The sequence below is a fragment of the Streptomyces sp. 2114.4 genome, from assembly GCF_900187385.1.
GTDB classification, from domain to species: Bacteria; Actinomycetota; Actinomycetes; order Streptomycetales; family Streptomycetaceae; genus Streptomyces; species Streptomyces mooreae.
On record NZ_FYEY01000001.1, the window covers coordinates 3,648,561 to 3,670,303 of the forward strand.

Annotated in this window: 13 protein-coding genes; 8 read left to right on the forward strand and 5 right to left on the reverse strand. The window is 72.4% G+C overall.

The features are described 5' to 3' along the window. Positions 1-247 precede the first annotated feature (247 nt). Positions 248-808, reverse strand: coding sequence for a MarR family winged helix-turn-helix transcriptional regulator (locus tag CFW40_RS15940; protein ID WP_088798533.1), 561 nt, complete (start codon positions 806-808; stop codon positions 248-250). Positions 809-997: 189 nt separating this feature from the next. Here CFW40_RS15940 and CFW40_RS15945 point away from each other — a divergent pair, with 189 nt between their 5' ends. Beyond that, entirely contained in the window at positions 998-2,299 is a 1,302-nt protein-coding gene (locus CFW40_RS15945) for an MFS transporter (protein ID WP_088798534.1), read from the forward strand. 115 nt (positions 2,300-2,414) lie between these two features. On the opposite strand, the gene CFW40_RS15950 is transcribed toward CFW40_RS15945, so the two are convergent. Together CFW40_RS15950 and CFW40_RS15955 are read right to left on the reverse strand one after the other, a co-directional pair. After that, a complete protein-coding gene (locus tag CFW40_RS15950) occupies positions 2,415-4,229 on the reverse strand; it encodes a SpoIIE family protein phosphatase (protein WP_088798535.1) in 1,815 nt (604 codons plus the stop codon). A 307-nt stretch (positions 4,230-4,536) separates the two neighbouring features. Further along, entirely contained in the window at positions 4,537-5,862 is a 1,326-nt protein-coding gene (locus CFW40_RS15955) for an NAD(P)/FAD-dependent oxidoreductase (protein WP_371127196.1), read from the reverse strand. Between the two features lie 500 nt (positions 5,863-6,362). Here CFW40_RS15955 and CFW40_RS15960 point away from each other — a divergent pair, with 500 nt between their 5' ends. Further along, entirely contained in the window at positions 6,363-7,415 is a 1,053-nt protein-coding gene (locus tag CFW40_RS15960) for a TetR/AcrR family transcriptional regulator (RefSeq protein WP_371127291.1), read from the forward strand. 295 nt (positions 7,416-7,710) lie between these two features. After that, positions 7,711-9,762, forward strand: coding sequence for a sigma-70 family RNA polymerase sigma factor (locus CFW40_RS15965; RefSeq protein WP_088802151.1), 2,052 nt, complete (start codon positions 7,711-7,713; stop codon positions 9,760-9,762). A 112-nt stretch (positions 9,763-9,874) separates the two neighbouring features. On the opposite strand, the gene CFW40_RS15970 is transcribed toward CFW40_RS15965, so the two are convergent. Beyond that, entirely contained in the window at positions 9,875-11,974 is a 2,100-nt protein-coding gene (locus CFW40_RS15970) for an asparagine synthase-related protein (protein ID WP_107446780.1), read from the reverse strand. Positions 11,975-12,719: 745 nt separating this feature from the next. On the opposite strand from CFW40_RS15970, the gene CFW40_RS15975 reads away from it, so the two are divergent. Together CFW40_RS15975 and lhgO are read left to right on the forward strand one after the other, a co-directional pair. Further along, the gene (locus tag CFW40_RS15975; RefSeq protein ID WP_088798536.1) at positions 12,720-14,168 is read left to right on the forward strand and encodes an MFS transporter; all 1,449 of its coding nucleotides are present in this window, start codon (positions 12,720-12,722) and stop codon (positions 14,166-14,168) included. 295 nt (positions 14,169-14,463) lie between these two features. Continuing rightward, positions 14,464-15,684: an L-2-hydroxyglutarate oxidase gene (gene lhgO, locus CFW40_RS15980; protein ID WP_176956494.1), complete on the forward strand. Its 1,221-nt coding sequence runs from the start codon at positions 14,464-14,466 to the stop codon at positions 15,682-15,684. Between the two features lie 165 nt (positions 15,685-15,849). On the opposite strand, the gene CFW40_RS15985 is transcribed toward lhgO, so the two are convergent. Continuing rightward, positions 15,850-17,313, reverse strand: coding sequence for a PQQ-binding-like beta-propeller repeat protein (locus CFW40_RS15985; protein WP_088798537.1), 1,464 nt, complete (start codon positions 17,311-17,313; stop codon positions 15,850-15,852). A 487-nt stretch (positions 17,314-17,800) separates the two neighbouring features. On the opposite strand from CFW40_RS15985, the gene trmB reads away from it, so the two are divergent. From trmB to CFW40_RS16000, 3 genes are all read left to right on the forward strand, one after another. After that, positions 17,801-18,814: a tRNA (guanosine(46)-N7)-methyltransferase TrmB gene (gene trmB, locus CFW40_RS15990; protein WP_256331449.1), complete on the forward strand. Its 1,014-nt coding sequence runs from the start codon at positions 17,801-17,803 to the stop codon at positions 18,812-18,814. 27 nt (positions 18,815-18,841) lie between these two features. Further along, the gene (locus tag CFW40_RS15995; protein ID WP_088798538.1) at positions 18,842-20,140 is read left to right on the forward strand and encodes a PrsW family intramembrane metalloprotease; all 1,299 of its coding nucleotides are present in this window, start codon (positions 18,842-18,844) and stop codon (positions 20,138-20,140) included. Positions 20,141-20,307: 167 nt separating this feature from the next. Then, positions 20,308-21,696 carry a YDG/SRA domain-containing protein gene (locus CFW40_RS16000; protein ID WP_218136799.1) on the forward strand — a complete coding sequence of 463 codons (1,389 nt, stop codon included), beginning with the start codon at positions 20,308-20,310 and terminating at the stop codon, positions 21,694-21,696. Positions 21,697-21,743 lie beyond the last annotated feature (47 nt).

Below are 21,743 nucleotides of genomic sequence, written 5' to 3' on the forward strand. Positions count from 1 at the left end.
CGGAGGGGTTTGCCTGGGGTGCGGCTTCTTGCGTTGCCGCGCCTTTCGGCGTGATCACTACTTTAGCGGAATTCCTCGTTGACGCATAATCACGTCACGGTCGAATTTCGGCATGCCGAAATTGGTCCCGGTGAGGGGCCGTGCAGTAGTGGTGTGCCGCGAAGCGGCGAATGGTCGCCTCGAACCGTTCCGGCTCTGTGGCAACTCGGAGAACACTACGTATCGGGGAGGGCAGTGTCAACTTGCGTCAGTCAAGGTCACTCAGACGTCCGTCGGCGTCCGGCTGGGCGTCCTCGACGCGGCGCAGCAGACGGGTCAGGACCTGGCCGAGAAGTTGACGCTCCTCGCCGGAGAGGTCCTGGAGGAGGTCTTCCTCGAAGACCGTTGCCAGGCGCATCGCCTCGAGCCACTTCTCGCGGCCCTCGTGGGTGAGCGCGACGATCACGCGGACGCGGTTGGTCTCATCGCGCTCCCGTGTCACCAGCCCCTCGTTCGCCATGCGGTCGATGCGGTGGGTCATGGCGGCCGGCGTGAGGCCGAGCAGCTTGGCGAGTTCGCCGGGGCCCATTTCGTAGGGGGCGCCGGAGACGACGAGGGCCTTGAGGACTTCCCACTCGGCGTTGCTCAGTCCAAGGGTGGCGGTCTGCCGCCCGTAGGCGACGTTCATCCGCCGGTTGAGGCGCTGGAGTGCGGAGACGACCTGCTCCACCTGGGGGTCGAGGTCTTGGAATTCGCGCTGGTAGGCCGCGATCTGTTCCTCGAGGCTCGGCTCGGCAGCGTCGGCGGCCGCATCTGAGGGCTCAGGCATGCGGCGCAGTATGGCATGGAAGTCATTGGCGTTGAAGTTCTTCGAGGTGTACTCTTCAACTTCGAACTTTAGAGTTGAAGTCTTCAGGGTGAGACTGTCCGGCTCCGGACGGGTCTTGCCCTGGTGTCTGTCCCAGCTCGTGGGTTCGCCCCTCATATCCGTTTGATGACCTGACCTAGGTAGGTGAGTGTGACCACCGCGATGGGCGCCGCGTTGCGCCGGATCCAGCTCGGGAACGCGCTGAGTGCGTTCGGGAGCGGCTTCACCGTTCCGTATCTGTACGTCTATGTGGCGAAGGTGCGGGATCTTGGCGCGAGCACTGCCGGTGCGGTGCTCGCCCTGCTGGCGGTGGCCGCGCTGGTCGTCCTGCCGCTGACCGGTCGCGCCATCGACCGGCGAGGGCCCCTGCCGGTGGCCATCGCCGGCACGGTCTCCGCCGCCATCGGTTCCCTGGGGATCGGGCTGTCCGCCACCGAGCCGCTGGTCATCGCGTCGGCCATCGCGCTCGGTGCCGGGATAGCGGTCATTCAGCCGGCCCTCGCGACGATGATCGTATGGTGCTCGACGACGCTGACGAGGTCGCGGGCGTTCGCCACCCAGTTCTTCCTGAACAACCTGGGGCTGGGCGTCGGCGGGCTGGTCGGCGGGCTGCTGGTCGATGAGGCGCATGCGTCGAGCTTTGTGCGGCTGTTCGCCATCGAGGCCGTGATGTTCCTGGTGCTCGGCGCGGCGGTGGCGTCCGTACGGCTGCCGCGGTCGCCGAAGGTCGAGGACGCGGTGCCGACCGAGGAGCGGGCCAGGGGTGCCTGGCGGGCGATGTTCGCCGACCGGCGGATGGTGTGGCTGTGTGTCCTGGGGTTCGTGCTGTTCTTCGCCTGCTACGGGCAGTTCGAATCGGGGCTGGCGGCCTACGCGACCGAGGTCACCCGCATACCGCCGGCCGGCCTGGGCATCGCGCTCGCGGCCAATACGGCGGCGATCGTGGCGGCGCAGTTCGTGGTGCTCAAGCTGGTCGAGCGGCGGCGGCGCAGCCGGGTGATGGCGCTGGTCGGGGTGGTCTGGACGGTGGCGTGGCTGGCCGCCGGGCTGTCCGGGCTGGTGCACGGCGCGCAGGTGGTGGCGACGACGCTGCTGATCTCGACGTACGCACTGTTCGGTATCGGTGAGTCGATGCTGTCGCCGACGGTGGCTCCGCTGGTGGCCGATCTGGCGCCGGCTTCCCTGATCGGGCAGTACAACTCGGCGTTCGCGCTGGTCAAGCAGCTGGCGTTGGCGCTCGGTCCGGCTGTGGGCGCGCTGATGGTGGGGCACGGGATGTACGGGGCGTACATCGGGATGCTCGTGGTGTGTGCGCTGGGGATCACGGCGTTGTCGCTGTGGCTGGGGCGGATGCTGCGTCCGGCGCAGGACAATCCGCACCGTGCGGTGGCGGCCTCCCTGCCCGCGGCGCGGGTGCCGGCCGAGGCGGAAGCCGTGGCCTGCGGGGCCTGAGCCCCCTGTGTGGTGCCCGGTGTCCCGTATACCTGGCGCCCGGTGCCGTAGGAGGCCCGCGTCTTCATGCCGCCGGCCCCGGTCCGATCGGACCGGGGCCGGCGGCATACGACTATCAGCGGGGCAGTGCGAATTCGCACCAGACGGCCTTGCCGCCGCCCGGGGTGCGGCGGGAGCCCCAGGACGAGGCGATGGTGGCGACGATGGAGATGCCCCGGCCGGCCTCGTCGGCCGGTTCGGCGCGGCGGCGGCGCGGGAGGTGGTCGTCGCCGTCGGTGACCTCGACGATCAGCCGGCGGTCCGTGCGGCGCAGGCGCAGGCGCATGGGCGGGGTGCCGTGCTGGAGGGAGTTGGCGACCAGTTCGCTGGCGGCCAGCACACCGAGGTCGTGCAGCTCGGGCGGGAAGCGCCAGGAGGCGAGGACCCCGGAGGCGAAGGCGCGGGCGCGCGGGGCCGCTTCGGTGCCGCCGAGGAGTTCGAGCGCGGCGTTGTGGAACAGCTCGGCGTCATGGCCGGTCCGCTGCGGGTGCTGGAGGACGAGGATGGCGACGTCGTCGTCGTGGCTGGCGGTGATGCCCAGGGAGCGCAGCAGGCGGTCGCAGACGATGTCCGGGGCGCCGGCGGCACCGGCGAAGGCGCGTTCCAGGGCCTCGACGCCGTGGTCGATGTCCTTGTCGCGGCGCTCTACCAGGCCGTCGGTGTAGAGGACGGCGCTGCTGCCGGGGCCCAGGGGGACGGATCCGGAGGTGTGCAGCCAGCCGCCGGTGCCCAGGGGCGGTCCGGTCGGTTCGGCGGCGCGGATGACCGTGCCGTCCACGTCGCGTACGAGGATGGGCAGATGGCCGGCGGAGGCGTAGACCAGCCGGCCCTCGTTCGGGTCGTGGACGGCGTAGACGCAGGTGGCGATCTGGTTGGCGTCGATCTCGGCGGCCAGGCCGTCCAGGAGCTGCAGGACCTCGTGGGGCGGGAGGTCGAGGCGGGCGTAGGCGCGGACGGCGGTGCGCAGCTGGCCCATGACCGCGGCGGCGCGCACCCCGCGGCCCATGACATCGCCGATGACCAGGGCCGTACGGCCGGCGCCGAGGGTGATGACGTCGTACCAGTCGCCGCCGACCGCGGCGTCCGTGCCGCCGGGCTGGTAGGTGGCGGCGACGCAGAGGTCGTCGGGCTGCTCCAGCTCCTGGGGCAGCAGGGAGCGCTGGAGGGTGACCGCGGCCTCGCGCTGGCGGGCCTCGCTGACGCGCAGGCGCTCGGCGGACTCGATCTGGTCGGTGACCTCGGCGCCGAAGACCAGGACGCCCTTGTGCGGGGCGACGCAGGCGACCTCGGGGTCGGGCGCCGGGCCGCTGGCGGCGACCTCGATCGGGGTGCAGGTGAAGGTGTAGTAGCCGTCGCGGGTGCGGTCGCCGCCCGTGCCGCCGGGCACCTTGCGGGACTTGACCGTCCGCGGTTTGCCGCTGCGCAGTACCTGGTCCATCAGGGGGAGCAGGCCGAGGGCGCCGAGCTCGGGGAGGGCTTCGCGGGCGGTGCGGCCGGCCGGGCGGGGGCCGAAGACGCCGGCGTAGGCGCCGTTGACGTAGGCGAGGCGGTGCTCGGGGCCGTAGACGACGGCGACGAGGGCGGGGATGGTGCCGAGGATGTCGTGCACGGACAGGGCGTCGACCGTGGGCGGCAGGGTCGCGGGGGTGGGTTCCCGGGAGGCCGTGGCTTCCGCGTGCTCGGCGCGGGCCGCGGGGACGGAGCCCGTGGTCGCGGCCGTCGGTGCGGCGGGCGTGCCGCCGTCCGCCGCGGGCACGGCGGACGGCGCCGGGGACGCGGTGGGCGGTGCGGCCGGCGTGCCGGACGCGGGGCGGGGCGCGGCGCGGTCGGACCGCGCGGCGGCACGCCGTTGGGTACCGGGGAATTTGGCGCTCCAGCGCGTGAAGATCACGGAGGGGTACCTCTTACTTCGCGTCGTCGCGCGGGGTCGGCCGTCGGCAGGGTGGGACCTCCCGGCCGGCGGCCGGGGAAAGGTCGGCTGGGGACACTCTCGGCGCCCCTTTGCGGAATGCAGCAAACGTCCAGAATCCTCGTAATAGTCACTCTTTGCAGATACGAGCCCACCCATGGTCACACGCCCAGTGTGGCCGACCGGACGGACATCCGTCAGACGGCCGGGTGCCGGGAGGGAGTTCCGCGTTCCGGAACGTCCCCCCGACCGGGGGCCGACAGCACTCACCTCTTCGGGGTACGGCGCGTCAACTGGCTTCGTTGTGCCGTCCGGTGCCCGCGGCGAGTTCGAACTCGGCACGCGGGTTCTCCAGCGAGCCGAGCGAGACGATCTCGCGCTTGAACAGGCCGGCCAGCGTCCATTCGGCGAGCACCCGTGCCTTGCGGTTGAAGGTCGGCACCCGGCTGAGGTGGTAGGCGCGGTGCATGAACCACGCCGGGTAGCCCTTCAGCTTGCGCCCGTAGACGTGCGCCACGCCCTTGTGCAGGCCGAGCGAGGCCACCGAGCCGGCGTAGCTGTGCGCGTAGTCCTGGACCGGGCCGCCGCGCACCGCCGCCGCGATGTTCTCGGCGAGCACCTTGGACTGGCGGACGGCGTGCTGCGCGTTGGGTGCGCACAGGGCTCGGGGCTCGTCGGGCTTGGTGGGCGGCGCGGCCGTCAGGTCGGGGACCGCGGCCGCGTCGCCGGCGGACCAGGCGTGCTCGACGCCGTCCACCCGGAGCGCGGCGGTGCACCGGAGGCGGCCGTGGGCGTTCAGCGGCAGCCCGGTCGCGGCCAGGATGGGGTGCGGTTTGACGCCGGCGGTCCACACCAGGGTCCGGGTCGGGAAGCGGGAGCCGTCGCTGAGCCGGGCGACCCGTTTTTCACAGGACTCCAGCCGGGTCTCCATCCGGACGTCGATGTTGCGGGCGCGCAGCTCACGGACGGCGTAACGACCCATGTCGGGGCCCACTTCGGGCAGGATCCGGTCGGTCGCCTCGACCAGGATCCACTTCATGTCCTCGGGCTGGATGTTGTGGTAGTAGCGGACGGCGTAGCGGGCCATGTCCTCCAGTTCGGCCAGCGCCTCCACGCCCGCGTACCCGCCGCCGACGAAAACGAAGGTGAGTGCGGCGTCGCGGACCGCGGGGTCACGGGTGGAGGAGGCGATGTCGAGCTGGGCGAGGACGTGGTTGCGCAGTCCGATGGCCTCCTCGACCGTCTTGAAGCCGATGCCGACATCGGCCAGGCCCGGGACGGGCAGGGTGCGCGAGACCGAGCCGGGCGCCAGGACCAGTTCGTCGTACTCCACCTCGACGGCGCCGTTGCCGGTCTCCTCCGCGGCCAGGGTGGTGATGGTGGCCCGGCGGTCATCGTGGTCGAGGGCGGTGACCTCGCCGATGACGACCTTGCACCGCGGCAGCACCCGGCGCAGCGGTACGACGACATGGCGCGGGGAGATCGAACCGGCCGCGGCCTCGGGCAGGAAGGGCTGGTACGTCATGTACGGCTCGGGGTCGACCACGATGATCTCGACGGTGCCCCGATGCAGTTCCTGCTTCAGTTTTCGCTGCAGCCGCAGGGCGGTGTACATCCCCACATAGCCACCACCGACAACGAGAATGCGCGTCACGTCATTCGAGGACACAGTCTTCACAGAGGTTCTCCTCGCGGTGTCGGCCAGGCCCGGGCGGCACCGATCCGGCGGGCGGCCGGCGGCGCGGCCACCCTCGGGAGCTGCGCCCCCGGGTAAAGCACAGCACTGTTCCATGACGCACTGCCGGCGCGGCTTTGTCCACAGGCCCGTCGAAATGTATGACCGGTCGCGGCCCTCGGGACGGAACGGCATATTCCGCGCGTGCGGGCAGAGGTTCCCTGGTCAGGGGGTGGGTGACGGCGGAAGAACGGGGTCGTGATCCGGGCGGATCAGCCCCCTTGGTCCGATCGGGGGGCGCATTGCGCGGAACGCCCCCTTCATTCTTGACCCGGGCTCAACTATGTTCGTATGTCGTTGGGGTGCACCCTGTCATCGGTACGCCCTGACTGTCAGGGCGGGGAGTCTCCGGGGGGAGACGTCATTACCGGGGGATCACTATGCACATTCAGGGCTCTCATTGGCAGACCAACGTCGCTGTGGCGCATGCCGCCGACGACGCCGGGAGCATGAAGGAAGACCACAACGGAACCAACGGCGCCCACGGCGCCGGCAGCGGTTCCGGCAACGGCACCGGTGTGAGGAACGGCGCCCGTACGGGGACGAACGGTGCCCGCACGGGGACGAACGGTGCCCGCACGGGGACGGGGGCCGGGGGCCGGAGCACGCCGCTGCGGGTGGATGCCCAGCGCAATCTGGAACATGTGCTGCGCGCCGCGCGCGAGGTGTTCGGCGAGCTGGGGTACGGCGCGCCCATGGAGGACGTGGCCCGGCGGGCCCGGGTCGGTGTCGGCACGGTCTACCGCCGTTTCCCCAGCAAGGACGTGCTGGTCCGCCGGATAGCCGAGGAGGAGACCGCACGGCTGACGGACCAGGCGCGTACGGCGCTGGGCCAGGAGGACGACGCGTGGTCCGCACTGTCCCGCTTCTTGCGGACCTCGGTCGCCTCGGGGGCCGGACGGCTGTTGCCGCCGGGCATTCTGCGGGTGAGCGCGGACGCCGACCGGCTCACGGAGCCGGCAGCGGACGGCACGGACGGGCCACGGGTGCCGGACGGGCTGAGCGAAGCACGGATCCCGGACGGCCTGAGTGACGCGCGGGTGCCGCAGCAGCGGATGGCACCCGGCACGGACGGGGTCCCGGCCGATCTCCGGCTGGTCGCCGCGCGTGACACCTCGGAGGGCGAGCCGGGCCCGGCGGACGGGGCAGCGCCGGCCACTGCCGGTGACGTCGACGGTGCCGATGCCGGTGCCGATGCCGGTGCCGGTGCCGAGGAGATGGCCGGCGCCGACGCGTTGCTGGAGGTCGTCGGGCGGCTCGTGGAGCGGGCCAGGACGGCGGGTGAGCTGCGTGCCGATGTGACGGTCGCCGACATCCTGTTAGTGATCGCCACGGGCGCGCCCACGCTGCCCGAACCCAGCCACCAGCAGGCCGCTTCCACGCGGCTGCTGGAGATTCTGCTGGAGGGGCTGCGTTCGCGCCCTGCTGAGTGAGGTCCGGCGGCCGGCACCGTCGTCCGGTGGGCCCGGCCGCCGGGTCCACCCGGCGGTGCCGGCCGGACGGACGGTGCCGGGACGGTGCCGTAGGTGACCGCGGAGCCCGTATGCGCCCTTGGGGCGGGTACGGGCTCCGCCTCTGTGGCATGGCTCGTACGGGTGAACGTCCGTGCGGTCGTCCGCGTGCGCACCCCGGATGAGTGGATGGCGGTCAGGAGCCGCAACCGCGGGGGGCCGGTGTGGCACTCTGGCGCGGTATTCCGGTGTGACGGCGGCTTCGGGGGCCTCGAAGATGGGTGTTGACGGGCGGGACGGGCGGCGCGACGGCGAGGCCGGAGTGGACGGGACCGGGAGGGGCGGGACCAAGGGCACGCCGTCCGGACGGATCCCCGGCCAGGCCGGACCATTGGGGGCGGGGACGCCGGCCGGCGGGCCGGCCGAGCGGCGCGAGCACGCCCGTCGTCCGGCGGGCGAGGTGCCCGGCGTGCCCCCGCAGCGCGGACGTTCCCACCGGGCGGGCGCGGCTGCCGCCCCTGAGGGGGGCGAAATCCCGCCGTCCGACGCCCAGTTGCTCGCCAATCTGCGGGCCGGGGACGACGGTGCGTACGAGGAGTTGTACCGGCGGCACGCCGAGGCGGTCCGGCGCTATGCCCGGAGCTGCTGCCGGGACGTGCACACCGCCGAGGATCTGACCGGTGAGGTCTTCGCGCGCACGCTGCAGGCGGTGCGCGGCGGCGCGGGGCCTGACTCCGCGGTGCGCGCCTATCTGCTGACCACCGTCCGCCGGGTCGCCGCCTCCTGGGCGAAGACGGCGCGGCGGGAGCAACTGGTGGAGGACTTCGCGGTGTTCGCGGTGTCCTCGGCCGGGGCGCCGGGGGACAAGGAGACCCAGGATCCGGGCGCGGACGTGAGCGCCCTGTACGAGGCCGAGCAGTCGATGGCCGTGCAGGCGTTCCGCAGTCTGCCCGAGCGCTACCAGACGGTGCTGTGGCACACCACGGTCGAGGAGGAGTCGCCCAGCGAGGTCGCCCCGCTGCTCGGGCTGACCGCGAACGCCACCGCCGTACTGGCGCACCGCGCCCGCGAGGGCCTTCGGCAGGCCTATCTGCAGGCGCATGTCAGCCAGTCGCTGACCGCGGGCGGCGACTGCGCACGGTATGCCGACCGGCTCGGTGCCTTCGCCCGTGGTGGGCTGCGGATGCGGGCCGAGCGGGGGCTGCGCAAGCATCTGGAGGCATGTGCTCGGTGCCGGCTGGCTGCGCTGGAAGTCGAGGACGTCAATCAGCGGATCGGGGCGCTGCTGCCGGTCGCGGTCATCGGCTGGTTCGCCGCGGGGTACGCCGTCAAGGCGGCGGCCGCGGCGGTGGGGGTCGCGGGAGCGGGCGCAGCAGTCGGGGCCGGTGCGGCGGCTGCGGGCGGTGGGGGTTCCGCGGCCACGGGCAGCGGTGGGGCCGGTGCGGCGGGAAGCACCGGTGGTGCCGGTGGTGCCGGTGGTGCGGCCGTGGGTGAGGGGCTGGGCGCGGCGGTGAAGGTCGGTCTGGGCGTGGGGGCGACGGTGGTGGCGGGCGCGGTGCTGGCGCTGGCGCTGACCGGCTTGCCGGGGCCTGCGCCGAAGCCGCGGGCCGGGTCCGCGCAGTCGGCCCCGGTCGCGCCGCAGCGGCCGTCGTCCGCGCCGTCGGGGTCGGCGCTGCCGCCGGCGTCCGGGGCCGCGCCGGCCCCGGAGCACAGCGCGGCGCCAGGGCCGAAGGCGCCGTCGGCGCACACCTCGCGCCCCGAGCCGGCGCCGGCCCCGCCGCGGACTCCGCAACGGCCCACGCCCCGCCCGGCCCCGCCGTCGGCGCCGGCCCCCGGCCCCACACCCCCGAAGGCCACGCCGCCGGCGCCCACACCCCAGCCGCCGCTGCCCGCCCCGACCGCGTACCCGCTCGGCACGCTCGACCACGACTTCACGGGCGACGGCAGCAAGCCGGAGGTGCGCACCCTCGGCAGCAGCTGGCTGTGGCAGCGGGAGTCACCGAAGATCGCCGGCACGACGTATGCACAGGGTGCGAGCGTGCACGCGCGGTCCTCGGTGACCATCGACCTCAACCGCCGGTGCACCGCGTACGACGCCGTGGCGGGCATCGACGATCTCGGTATGGGGCTGGGGGCGCTGCGCTTCTCCGTTTATGCGGACGGGGTGCGGCTGTGGCGGTCGGCGGTGGTGCACGGCGGGCAGCGGGCGGTGCCGGTGCAGGTCCCGCTGACGGGGCGCAAGACGCTGCGGCTGGTGACCGAGCCAGCCTCTCCCGCGGCCGTGGTGGCGCTGGGGGACTGGGCACAGGCGACGATCAGCTGTCGTTGAGGGGCCACCGGGCCACCCGGCCACCTGGCTACCCCGACCACCTGGTCACCGGACCACCCGGTCACCCGGCGCCGACAACGCCACGCCTCCCGGCCCCGGCGACGCCCCCGGCTCATCCCAACCGCGCCCGGGGAACGACCCCGCCCGCGACCGCCTTCTGGCGCGGCGCCCCCGCCCCCGTCCAGCACGTCCCCCGCCGCGCCACCAGCCGCCGCAGCCACAGCTCCGTGGAGACCAGCTCGGTCAGCCCGTCCAACGGGAGCGGCGCCCCCTCCGCCGCCGACCGCAGCGCCTTGCGGACCACCCGCGCCTCCACCAGCCCCGCATCGGCCAGCAGCGGTGTGTCGAAGAGCTGCACCAGATCGCCTATGGCGCCGCGCAGCCCGGTGCGTACGGCGGCCGCCTGGGTCAGGTGTGAGGTGGCGCCCCAGCCTGGTGGCAGATCCCGTACGCCGGCCCCGGCCAGTACGGAGCGCAGTACGGCGGCCCGCGCCCCCGGCTGCACCCGCAGGGTGTCCGGCAGCGCGCGGCAGGCGAGCACCACCTGGTTGTCGAGGAAGGGGGCGTGCAGCCGCTGGTTGCGGATCTCGGCGGCCTGCTCGAAGACGCGGTGGTCCGCGGCCTGACGGGCCAGCGCGGCGCGGGCCCGCCGCTCCCCGGGGTGGCCGGGGGCGGACGAGCGGTGTGCCGCTTCGCTGAGCCGAACCGATACTTCGGCCAGCGCCTCCCCCGTGAGCCAGCGCGCCGCGGGCCCCGGCCCGCACCAGGCGAGCGCGGCCAGCGAGGCGTCCACGGCCCCGCCGGCCACCGGCTCGTCGGCGAACTGCCGCTCCAGCAGGCGCCGCGCCGTATCGGCGAGGCCGGACGGGTACGGCGTACGGGCGAGCCTGCGGGCGGCGCGGTAGACGGTGAAGGGGACGAGGACGGAGTGCGCCGAGGGGCCGTCGGCCTTGGCCAGCGCGGTGACCGGGCGCAGCAGATGGCGCCGGCGGCGGTCCATGAGCAGGTCGGCGAGGCGGGCCGGGTGCGCGTCGAGGACCTGGCGGGCGCCGTGTCCGACGAAATGGTCCGCGCTGCCGGCCAGCAGGCGTCGGCGGTGGCGGCTCGCGGTGATGAGGGAGGGGCCCGGCTCGTCCGTGAGCGGGCCCGCGCCGAGGTCCGCATACGGAAGGGCCTCTTCGCCGGCCGCGACGACGACATGGTGCAGCCGCGGGTTGTCGGCCAGGGTGCGGGCGCGCTCCAACTCGGCGTCGTGGTGGGCCGCTTCGCCCGTGGTGGCGCGGTCGTTGAAGGTGACGGCCAGGAGGCGTTCACCGTGACCGCCCAGCCTCCCGGGCCGGCCGGGAAGACCGGCGGCCAGGAGGGCGAGGGTTCCGGAGGCGCTGCCTCCGGAGAGGTCGGCGCCGACGCCGGGGGCCGGTGCCCCGCGCGCCGCGCGCCGCTCGGCGGGCCCCATGCCGGGCACCGGTCCGGGGTCGAGGCCGTCGCGCCCGTCCGGATCGGGGGCGTGCCGGGGCCCGGCCAGCCGAACGCGGACGGCTTCGACCAGGGCGTCGCGGACGCCTTCCACGGCCTGTTCCGGGGCGAGTTGGGGTGCGGCGACGGCGAGCGAGACGGTCGGCTCGAAGGAGGTGATGTCGCGGGCGCCGCCGCGCAGCACCAGGGCGTGACCGGGCGGGATCCGGCGGACGCCTTCGTACGGCGTGCCGGCGCCCAGCGCCTCGGGGATGTCCGGGCAGGCCAGCAGCGCGGCCAGGTGGCCGACGTCGAGGGCGGCCTCGACGAGGTCGGCAAGCGGGAGGGCGGCGGTGGCGTAGGCGGTGCCGCCGGCCCAGGGGGTGTGGAAGACGGGCCGGGCGCCCGCCAGGTCGCCGGTGATGGTGATCCGCCGCCCTACCTGGACGACGGCGGTGTAGCTGCCGGGCCAGGTGGTGAGGTGGCGCAGTGCGCCCCCGCGTGCCGCGAACAGGCCCACCCGCAGCTGGTCTTCGGTGGCGCCGCAGACGCCGAAGACGGCGAGCCGGGTCTCGGCGTCGGCCTGTACGACGCGGACCTCGTCCGGCCGCCAGTCACCGACCGCCCAGAGGGGATCGGGGCCGCCCCACAGGAGCTGGGCGCCCACGGGGAGGACCGCGTGGCTCTCCTCACCCGCCGTCGGCCCCGGCCCTGCCGGCCCCGTGGCGGCACTGCTCCACCCCACCAACCAGCGCATGGCCGCCTCCACCCGATTCCCCGTGCGCCGGGGCCAACGGCCGCCCCGTACAGCGGATTGCCCGGCTGTCGCCGAGCTGTTGTGGCGACCATGCTGCCATGACAGGGGCGCGCAGGAGGCGTTGGAGCGGGCCTGTATACGGGCGGTTCGCGCGGCGTGCGCCGGTCGAGGGACCCGTGGGTGGGCCCCGGGGCGTCACGGGCCCCCGCGGACGGGCGCGCGGCCGGGCTCCGCCGCCCCGGCCCCGGGAGGCCCCCCGTGTGGCCCCCAGGGCGACCCCCGAGCAGGCGGCGGCGTGAAATCATCACCCATCGATTTTCGGCCAAAGTCCGTACCACACAGCCCAGTTGACGTATTCGGGCATGGCGTCAACCGGTGACACGGCCGGCCGCGACCGGTCGCCGGCCGCTGCGCGCGACGGTCCGGGAGGCGGGCTGCGCCCCCCGGACCGGACCGTCACCCGCGGGGAATTGAGGTGACGGTATCCCCCAGCCCACTGGATCCAGTGCAGCGGGCCGACCCACGCAGAAGACATGGAAGCGCTCCCCGAAACGGGCGGCCAGCGCGCACGAACGGGCGCACGGGCACACGTACCCGGAGCACATGCCAATTCCCGCACCCCTGTTTGAACACGAATCTCGCCATCCAAGACACCGGCACTTAACGGTCGGGATCCGGCGAACTACTCTGGGTGGACGCATGCCCCGGGGTACCGGGGCGGCCGTCGCTGTGTCGAGGGGTGCGCATGTCCAGGGATATACGCGGGCCGAACGAAAAGCTCGGCACTGTTCTCGCCCTCGCGGGTATCAGCAATGCCGGACTGGCACGCCGGGTCAACGACCTCGGTGCGCAGCGCGGACTGACGCTTCGCTATGACAAGACGTCGGTGGCGCGGTGGGTCTCCAAGGGCATGGTGCCGCAGGGTGCCGCGCCCCATCTGATCGCGTCCGCGATCGGCAGCAAGCTCGGCCGGCCGGTTCCGCTGCACGAGATCGGGCTGGCCGACGCGGACCCGGCACCCGAGGTGGGCCTCGCATTTCCCCGCGACGTGGGCGCCGCGGTGCGCTCCGCGACCGAGCTGTACCGTCTCGATCTGGCCGGACGGCGGGCGGGCGGCGGCGGCATCTGGCAGAGCCTGGCCGGATCCTTCGCCGTCAGCGCGTACGCCACCCCCGCCTCGCGCTGGCTGATATCCCCGGCCGACAGCTCGGTGGCGCGGGAGGCGGCCGAGGCACGGGACAAGGACGCCGCGGCGGCCGGCGACGGCGGGGTTCCGCAGCACGTCGGCCACAGCGACGTCAGCAAGCTGCGCGAGGCGGCGGAGGACGCACGCCGCTGGGACTCCAAATACGGCGGCGGGGACTGGCGTTCCTCGATGGTCCCGGAATGCCTCCGGGTGGATGCGGCCCCGTTGCTCCTCGCCTCGTACAGCGACGAAGTGGGCCGTGCGCTCTTCGGGGCGACCTCCGAACTCACCCGGCTCGCGGGGTGGATGGCCTTCGACACGGGCCAGCAGGAGGCCGCGCAGCGGTACTACATCCAGGCGCTGCGGCTCGCCCGTGCGGCCGCCGACGTCCCCCTGGGCGGCTACGTCCTCGCCTCGATGTCCCTCCAGGCGACCTACCGGGGCTTCGCCGACGAGGGCGTCGACCTCGCCCAGGCCGCCCTGGAACGCAACCGCGGCCTGGCCACGGCCCGCACCATGAGCTTCTTCCGCCTGGTCGAGGCGCGGGCGCAGGCCAAGGCCGGTGAGGCGCGCGCCTGCGAGGTGGCACTGAAGGCCTCCGAGGGCTGGCTGGAGCGCTCCCGCGGCGGCGACCCCGACCCCTCGTGGCTGGACTTCTACTCGTACGAACGCTTCGCCGCCGACGCCGCCGAGTGCTACCGCGATCTGCGGCTGCCCCGCCAGGTGCGCCGCTTCACCGAGCAGGCGCTGTCCCGGCCCACCGAGGAATTCGTCCGCTCCCACGGTCTGCGCCTGGTCGTCTCCGCGGTCGCCGAACTGGAGTCCGGCAATCTGGACGCGGCTTGCGCGGCGGGCACCCGCGCGGTCGAGGTGGCCGGACGGATCTCCTCCGCCCGCACCACCGAGTACGTCCGCGATCTGTTGCACCGCCTGGAGCCGTACGGCGACGAGCCCCGGGTGGTCGAGCTGCGGGAGCGGGCGAGGCCGCTGCTGGCGGCACCGGCTTAGGCGAGGGCCGCAGGGGGCGGGCCGGACGGGGCGGCACGGACGGGGCGTGCCGCGCAGGGGCGGACCGCGCAGGGACGGGCCGCGCAGGGACGGGCCGCGCAGGGACGGGCCGCGCAGGGGCGGACCGGCGGGCGGCTGGGTCCGGACCGGCGGCGGCTGGGGCCGGGCCCCGTCCCGTCCGATCGGCATTGTCAGTGCCGGGCGTCATGATGGGATACGTCGTCGGACGATGGTGCGGATGAAGCGCAGGTCCGCGGCGACGGGCGAGCCCGGGTCATGCGGTTGGGGAGGTGCAGTGGCGGCGTACGACTGCGATGTGCTGGTGATCGGTGCCGGCATCGTCGGACTCTCTACGGCCTACGCGATCACGCGTGCCGCGCCCGGCACCCGCGTCGTGGTCCTGGAGAAGGAGCCGGGCCCGGCCCGCCACCAGACCGGGCGCAACAGCGGCGTGATCCACAGTGGCATCTACTATCCGCCCGGCTCCCTCAAGGCCCGCTTCGCCCTGCAGGGCTCGGCGGAAATGGTGAAGTTCTGCACCGAGAACGACATCCCGCACGAGGTCACCGGCAAGCTGATCGTCGCCACGGACCGCAGCGAGCTGCCGCGACTGCACGGCCTGATCCAGCGCGGCCGCGAACATGGCCTGCCGGTGCGCGAACTGGGCCCCGCCCAGATAGCCGAGTACGAGCCCGAGGTGGACGGCCTGGCCGCCATCCATGTCGGCACGACCGGCGTCTGTGACTTCGCCGCCGTCGCCCGCCGGTTCGCCCACCTCGCCGAGGACGCCGGCACCCGGATCGTCTACGGCACCGAGGTGACGACCATCGGCCGCCGCCCCGGCCGGGTGGCGGTCCGCGGCGCCGACGGCACGGTCCACCGTGCCCGTGCCCTGGTCAACTGCGCCGGCCTGCACTGCGACCGGATCGCCCGGCTGGCCGGCGACGCCCCGGGCATGCGGATCGTCCCGTTCCGCGGCGAGTACTTCACCCTCGCTCCGGAGCGCGCCTCGCTCGTCCGCGGCCTGGTCTACCCGGTCCCCGACCCGGCCTTCCCGTTCCTCGGCGTGCATCTGACCCGCGGCATCGACGGCGCCGTCCACATCGGCCCGAACGCCGTCCCCGCCCTGGCCCGCGAGGGCTACGACTGGCGCACGATCCGCCCCGCCGAGCTGGCCGGCACTCTCGCCTACCCCGGCTCCTGGCGGATAGCCCGCCGCCACTGGCGCTACGGCGCCGGCGAGCTGCACCGCTCCCTGTCCCGGCCCGCCTTCGCCGACGCGGTCCGCCGCCTGCTCCCGGCCGCCCGCGAGGAGGACCTGGTGCCGTCGCCGGCCGGCGTCCGCGCCCAGGCCGTCCTCCCCGACGGCACCCTTGTCGACGATTTCCTGTTCGCCGAATCCCCCGGCATGATCCACGTCCTCAACGCCCCGTCCCCGGCCGCCACGGCCTCGCTCCCCATCGGGCGGGAGGTGGCACGGCGGGTCATGGGACTGCTGGGGCGAAGCCGCGCATGACAGAGCGGCGCTCGGGCCGCCCTCGTGCACTCGTGAAGCCGCCCGGCCGGCCCCTCGTAAAACGCCTCTCGGCCCCTCCTCCGGTAAGAGGCGGGGCCGAGAGGCGGTGGATCCGTGGCGGCGACTCCGTCGTGGAGAGGTCAGCCGGCCGTCGTCCTGGAGGCGTCAGGCGAACGGCACCTGGAAGGCCTGCACGCTCGGCCGGTTGTCGGAGAGCCGCTCGCTCTGGATGAAGAGCATGTTGTCCCTGTCCAGGGCCAGCGACATATCGCTGGGGGCCGGCAGGTTGTGCTCCTTCTCGTAGAGCGTGCCCTTCACCTTCTCCTTGCCGTCACGCAGGCCGACCGCGACCACCAGCTCCTTCACGGCGGAGGCGCCGCTGTCGGGCGAATCGGTCACCATGATCACGCCTTGGTTGTTCACACCGGCGATGGCCGCCGAGCCGCGCTTCTTCCACAGCAGCTTGCCCGTCTTCATGTCCACCGCCGCAAGCCCGTTGTTGGTGCCGTAACCGGTCACCAGGATCTTCTCGTCCTCATCGACGTAGGTGTTGCGCGGCTCGAACTTCAGGTCCTTCAGCTCGCCCGAGAGCTGGATGGTGTGGTCCGGCTTGGGTTTCTCCGTATAGGTCTGGATGTAGCGCACGGGATCGGCCGTGCTGCCGCTCTCCGTCAGCAGCGTCAGGGGCCAGTCCGAGAGGGTCCGCACGATCGCGTGGTCCTCACCCGTGATCGTCGAATGGATGCTGTCGTACTCCATGTCCTGGAGCATCAGCTGCTTCTTCGGCTTCGCGTCGGAACAGTCGCTGGCCACCGCCAGGTACTGGGGGCTCAGCCCGACCGAATTGGTGCAGTCGTGACCGCGCGCGGTCAGCTCCCAGACCTTCGCTCCACGGCCGACGGAGAAGCCGGCATAGGTCTGGCCGATCGTGACGGCGACGACCTTGCTGTTCACCACGACCCTCGGCTCGTGTTCCGCGCCGTGACCGTCCTGGAGGTTCTTGGACCACAGCGTGCGGCCGGTGTCGGTGTCGACGACGGAGAGGTAGGAGCAGTCGTCGCCCCCAGCGTCGAAGACCACGGCGCCCACGCCGTCGTCACTGGGCTCCGCGGACATCGCGCAGACCTCGCCCGCACCCTTGGGCGTCTTGACCGTCCACTTCTTCTTGCCGGTCTTGCGGTTGTAGGCGCGTACGCCCTCGCCGTCGCCGTAGATGACGTCGTCGTTGTTGAACCACATCGAGCGCAGGCCGTTCTCGTTCTGGCCCTCGCGCTCGGACACCGGCGACGCCGCCTCCCACTTCCGCGGCAGGGCGTTCGCGGGCCGGGGGGCGCCCGGGTCGGCGGAGTCCCCGGAGAAGAGGAAGTACCCGCCGACCCCGGCAGCCACCAGCAGGACCATCACGATCGTCAGGATGAGCGGTACGGGCACGCCGCTGCGCCGGGGCCCACCCGGTCCGCCCTGGAACTGGGGCGCCATGGGCCCACCGGGGAACGGTCCCTGACCGGGAACCTGGCCGGGCACCTGGCCCGGCATCGGCCCCTGGTTCTGGGCGTACGGCGGGGGTGGCTGCTGGCCCCCCTGCGGCGCGGGGTAACCCTGCGGGGGCGGGCCCTGGGGCTGTCCCATGGGCGGCGGGTACTGCGCGCCTCCGGGGCCGGGCTGAGCGGGCGGGGCGCCGTACGGGCCGCCAGGCACCTGCCCCGGACCGGCCGGCGGCTGGTCCGGAGGGCCGAACGCTCCCGCGGGCGGCGGGACGGCCTGCCCCGGTGCCGGCGGGCCGGCGGGCGGCGCTCCCTGGCCGGGCGGCTGTGGCCCCTGTGGATTCCCGGTGTACCCCTGGCCGCCCTGCGACACGATGAACCAACCCCCTGATTTGTTTTGCTCACGTCAGCGCCGCATCGTATGCATGCCGCTTCGCACCGCGCCAACCTCCCTTTTCGCGAAGGTTCCGGCCCGCCACTGCAGCACGCGCCCCGGCACATCGAAGGCTCCGGGCGGACTCCGTACGGGCCCCGGGCGGACTCCGTACGGGCCCCGGGCGGTCCCCAGCCGCCCCCAGGCGGCCCCCGGGCTCCCCTCCCCCCGAACCCGCGCCCCGTAGAATCGACGCACTGTGTCCGAGAACCTCACCACCCCCGCCACCCCCGCCGCGGAAGCAGCCGCTCCGGCAGCCGGCGCCCAGGCCTCCCCCACCCGGGAAGCCGCCCCGCAGCAGACCGACGTACAGCGCACCGGCCCACAGACGGCCGAGGCACCCGGAGCCGAGGCACCCGGAGCCGACGCCCACGAGGCCGACGCGCACGGCGCCGACCCACACGGAGCCGACGCCCACGAGGCCAACGCCCAGGACACCCACACCCTCGGCTCCACCGCCGTCTCGGCCGCCACCCCGCGCCGCGGCGCGCCCATGTTCCCCGATGGGACCGGCCCCGCCGCCGACCCCGCGGGTTCGCATCACGAGCGCCGGATCCGCTCCTTCCAGCCGCGCCGAAGCCGCGTGTCGCCCTCCCAGGCGGACGCGCTGCGCCGCCTGTGGCCCACCTGGGGGCTGGACATCGACGGCCTCTCCCGTATCGATCTCGACGCCTTCTTCGACGGGCTGCCGGTCGTGCTGGAGATCGGCTTCGGCATGGGCGAGGCCACGGCACAGATGGCCGCCGCCGACCCGGACACCGGCATCCTCGGCTGCGACGTCCACACCCCCGGGCAGGGCAACCTGCTCGGTCTCGCGGAGCGGAACGGCCTGTCCAACATCCGGGTGGCCAACGGCGACGCGATCATCCTGCTGCGCGAGATGCTGGCCCCCGCCTCCCTCGCCGGCCTGCGCGTCTACTTCCCCGACCCCTGGCCGAAGAAGCGCCACCACAAGCGCCGCCTCGTCCAGCCGGAGTTCATCGCCCTGGCGGTCACCCGGCTCGCGCCCGGTGCCCTCGTCCACTGCGCGACCGACTGGGAGCCGTACGCCGAGCAGATGCTCGACGTCCTCTCCGCCGAGCCGGCGCTCGAAAACCTCTACCCCGGCTATGCGCCGCGCCCGGACTTCCGCCCGCTCACCAAGTTCGAGGGCCAGGGCCTGGACAAGGGGCATGTCGTCCACGACCTCCTCTTCCGCCGCCGCGACACATAGGCGGACGCCGCTCGTTAGGGTCGACGGGTGTACCCGTCCCAGCCGCCCCCGCACCCACCGTCCGCGCCCGCCCCTCCCCCGTACACACCCCACCCGCACGAGGACGCGGCCGCGCACCGCCGCCGGACGGCCCCCTGGAACAGCACCACCCTGCGCGCCGTCGCCCTGGTCTCGCTGCTCGCGCTCTCCGGCGTGATCATCATCGGCATGGTCCGCCAGGAGACCGGCACCGAAGGCTTCCTGGTCGGCCTCGGCCTGGCCGTCTTCCCCGTGCCGCTGCTCCTCGCGGCGTTCTGCTGGCTCGACCGCGTGGAGCCCGAGCCCTGGCGCAACCTCGCCTTCGCCTTCGCCTGGGGCGCCTGCGCCGCCGCCCTGGTCGCACTCCTCGCCAACGGCTTCGCCACCGACTGGCTGGCCGCCAACATCGCCTCGGCATCACCCTCCGAGGCCGAGGCCTGGGGCGCCACGGTCATCGCCCCGGTCGTCGAGGAGGTGGTCAAGGCCGCCGCGGTCCTCTTCCTCTACCGCTTCCGCCGCAACGACTTCGACGGCATCACGGACGGCATCGTCATCGCCGGGATCACCGCCACCGGTTTCGCCTTCACCGAGAACGTCCTCTACCTGGGCAACGCCTTCGGCGAGGACCAGTCGATGGGCCACTCCGGCCTGGACTCCCGCACCGCCGGCGCCTTCTTCCTCCGCATCATCGTCTCCCCCTTCGCCCACCCGCTCTTCACGGTCCTCACCGGCCTCGCGTTCGGCATCGCCGCCACCCGCTACCCCCGCCGCCGCGCCGCCCGCATCGCGCTCGCCCTCCTCGGCCTGGTCACCGCCGTCCTCCTGCACGCCATCTGGAACGGCGCCTCCTCCCTCGGCGACCCCGGCTTCCTCATCGTCTACGGCCTCTTCATGGTCCCCGTCCTCCTCGCCCTCACCTGGCTGGCGATCTGGGCCCGCAACCAAGAACTGCTCTCCCTGCGCGGCTACCTCGCCCCCTACATCACCGCCGGCTGGCTCACCCCCACCGAACCCGCCGCCCTCTCCTCCCTCAAAACCCGCGCCCTGGCCCGCGACATCGCCCGCACCACCCAGGGCCCGGCCGCCGCCCGCGCGGTCACGGAGTACGCCACCGTCGCCACCACCCTCTCGTTCCACCGCCGACGGGCTCATCTCCTGGGCCCGTCTCCCGACTTCTTCCACCGGGAACAGCACTTGCTGCGGCATTTGTGGCACTACCAGCAGTGGGGGCGGGGGGCGTTGGTGGATGCGTGGGTGGCCAGGGAACAGTCATGCGGCTCGGGCGACTGGTCTTGCCACAGCAGATGACGTCTGCTCTAGCCAGACACGACCGCAACCGCTCCCTCGGGCCGATGCTCCGCTCTCCGTAGCGGCCCTTATCTCCCTCGACAGTGGTGTACGAACCATCTGTACTGGGCAACTAGCCCTGGTTTATGCATCGTCCACCCACACCTGAGATCGAGGGAAACACCAAGTTGTCCGAGCCCCAGCAGGAACGTGCCAATCGCTTCATGGAGGCGCTTGCCTCCCTGCCTCTTCATCACCCGTCAGGTGAACCATCGAGGGATCAGCCCATCGCACTCCTCTGGGCGATCAGTCGTGCGGCCGAAGGTGCAGACCGCCTCACCTCATGGAGCAAGGCAAAGACAGACCTTCGGGCCATGCTTACCGAATACGACACCGTAGATGCACACCCGACACCCGAGAGCACTTTTCTAGAGTTGCGCCAATTCCCCTTCTGGGAGATTCTCGGCACAAATGACGAGGCGCCAGACTCCAGGGATCCTGACGCAGTTACATGGCTTGCCGAGCAAACACCCGAGGGTGGACTGGAGAGCTCGCTACACGAACAGCTCGCCTCAGACAAGGATCTCTGTCGGGATGCAGTAAAGCTGCTACACGAACAATACTTCCAGGACCATCGCCTTGATCTTCTGCTTCTGGAAGCAGGGCTCCCCACGGAGGAATTTGACGGATTCGGCGCCCCTCCCCACGTACGCGTCGGGGATACCTTCAAGAGGCGACGGACACTGGCGCGAGCAAGGGTCCACCGCCCCACCATGGCCGGAATCTGCGGAACGCGAGCCAGCGGCGCCGAGTCCATCGTCGTATCCGGAGGCTACGACGACGATGAAGACTATGGCGACGAAATAATTTATACCGGGCAAGGAGGGCGGGACGAGAAAACGAAGAAGCAATGCAAAGATCAGGAACTGACCCTAGGCAATGCAGCGTTGGTCACCAGCTACTCCACTGGGGCCCCTGTGCGCGTGATTCGCGGCGCGGGAGGTGAACGGCGATACTCACCGGCGGTTGGCCTCCGGTACGACGGCCTCTACCGAGTGGAGGAGTGCTGGTCCCAACGCGGCAAATCGAACTTCCTCGTCTGGCGCTACCGACTCCGCGCGATCGGCTCCGTCGACAAACAGGCGGCCACGAACATCACGCGCTCCTTCCCGGTTGGCAATGCCACCCCCGGCCGCAAGGAAACCTCCACCCAGCGCATCATCCGAAGCACCAAGGTTGCCGACTACGTAAAGAAGATCCACGCATACGCTTGCCAAGTATGCGGACTGCGCATTGAAACCCCTACGGGCGCCTACGCTGAAGCTGCACACATTAAGCCACTCGGCCACCCGCACAACGGCCCCGATGAGATCGATAACGTTCTATGCCTGTGCCCAAACCACCACACGGCCTTCGACTTCGGAATGCTGATCATTAACGATGACCGGTCCGTTACGCAACGAGGCTCCGAACCTCGAACCTATCAACTACGCGAGATCCCCGGGCATGTCATAAACACCAAATACCTCGCGTATCACCGAGGCCACCACGAAAACATAAACGTTTCGACCGAATAGCCTTCCGTACCCCCTCCCTGGCGTCCAGCTGCGAGAGAGGGGGTACG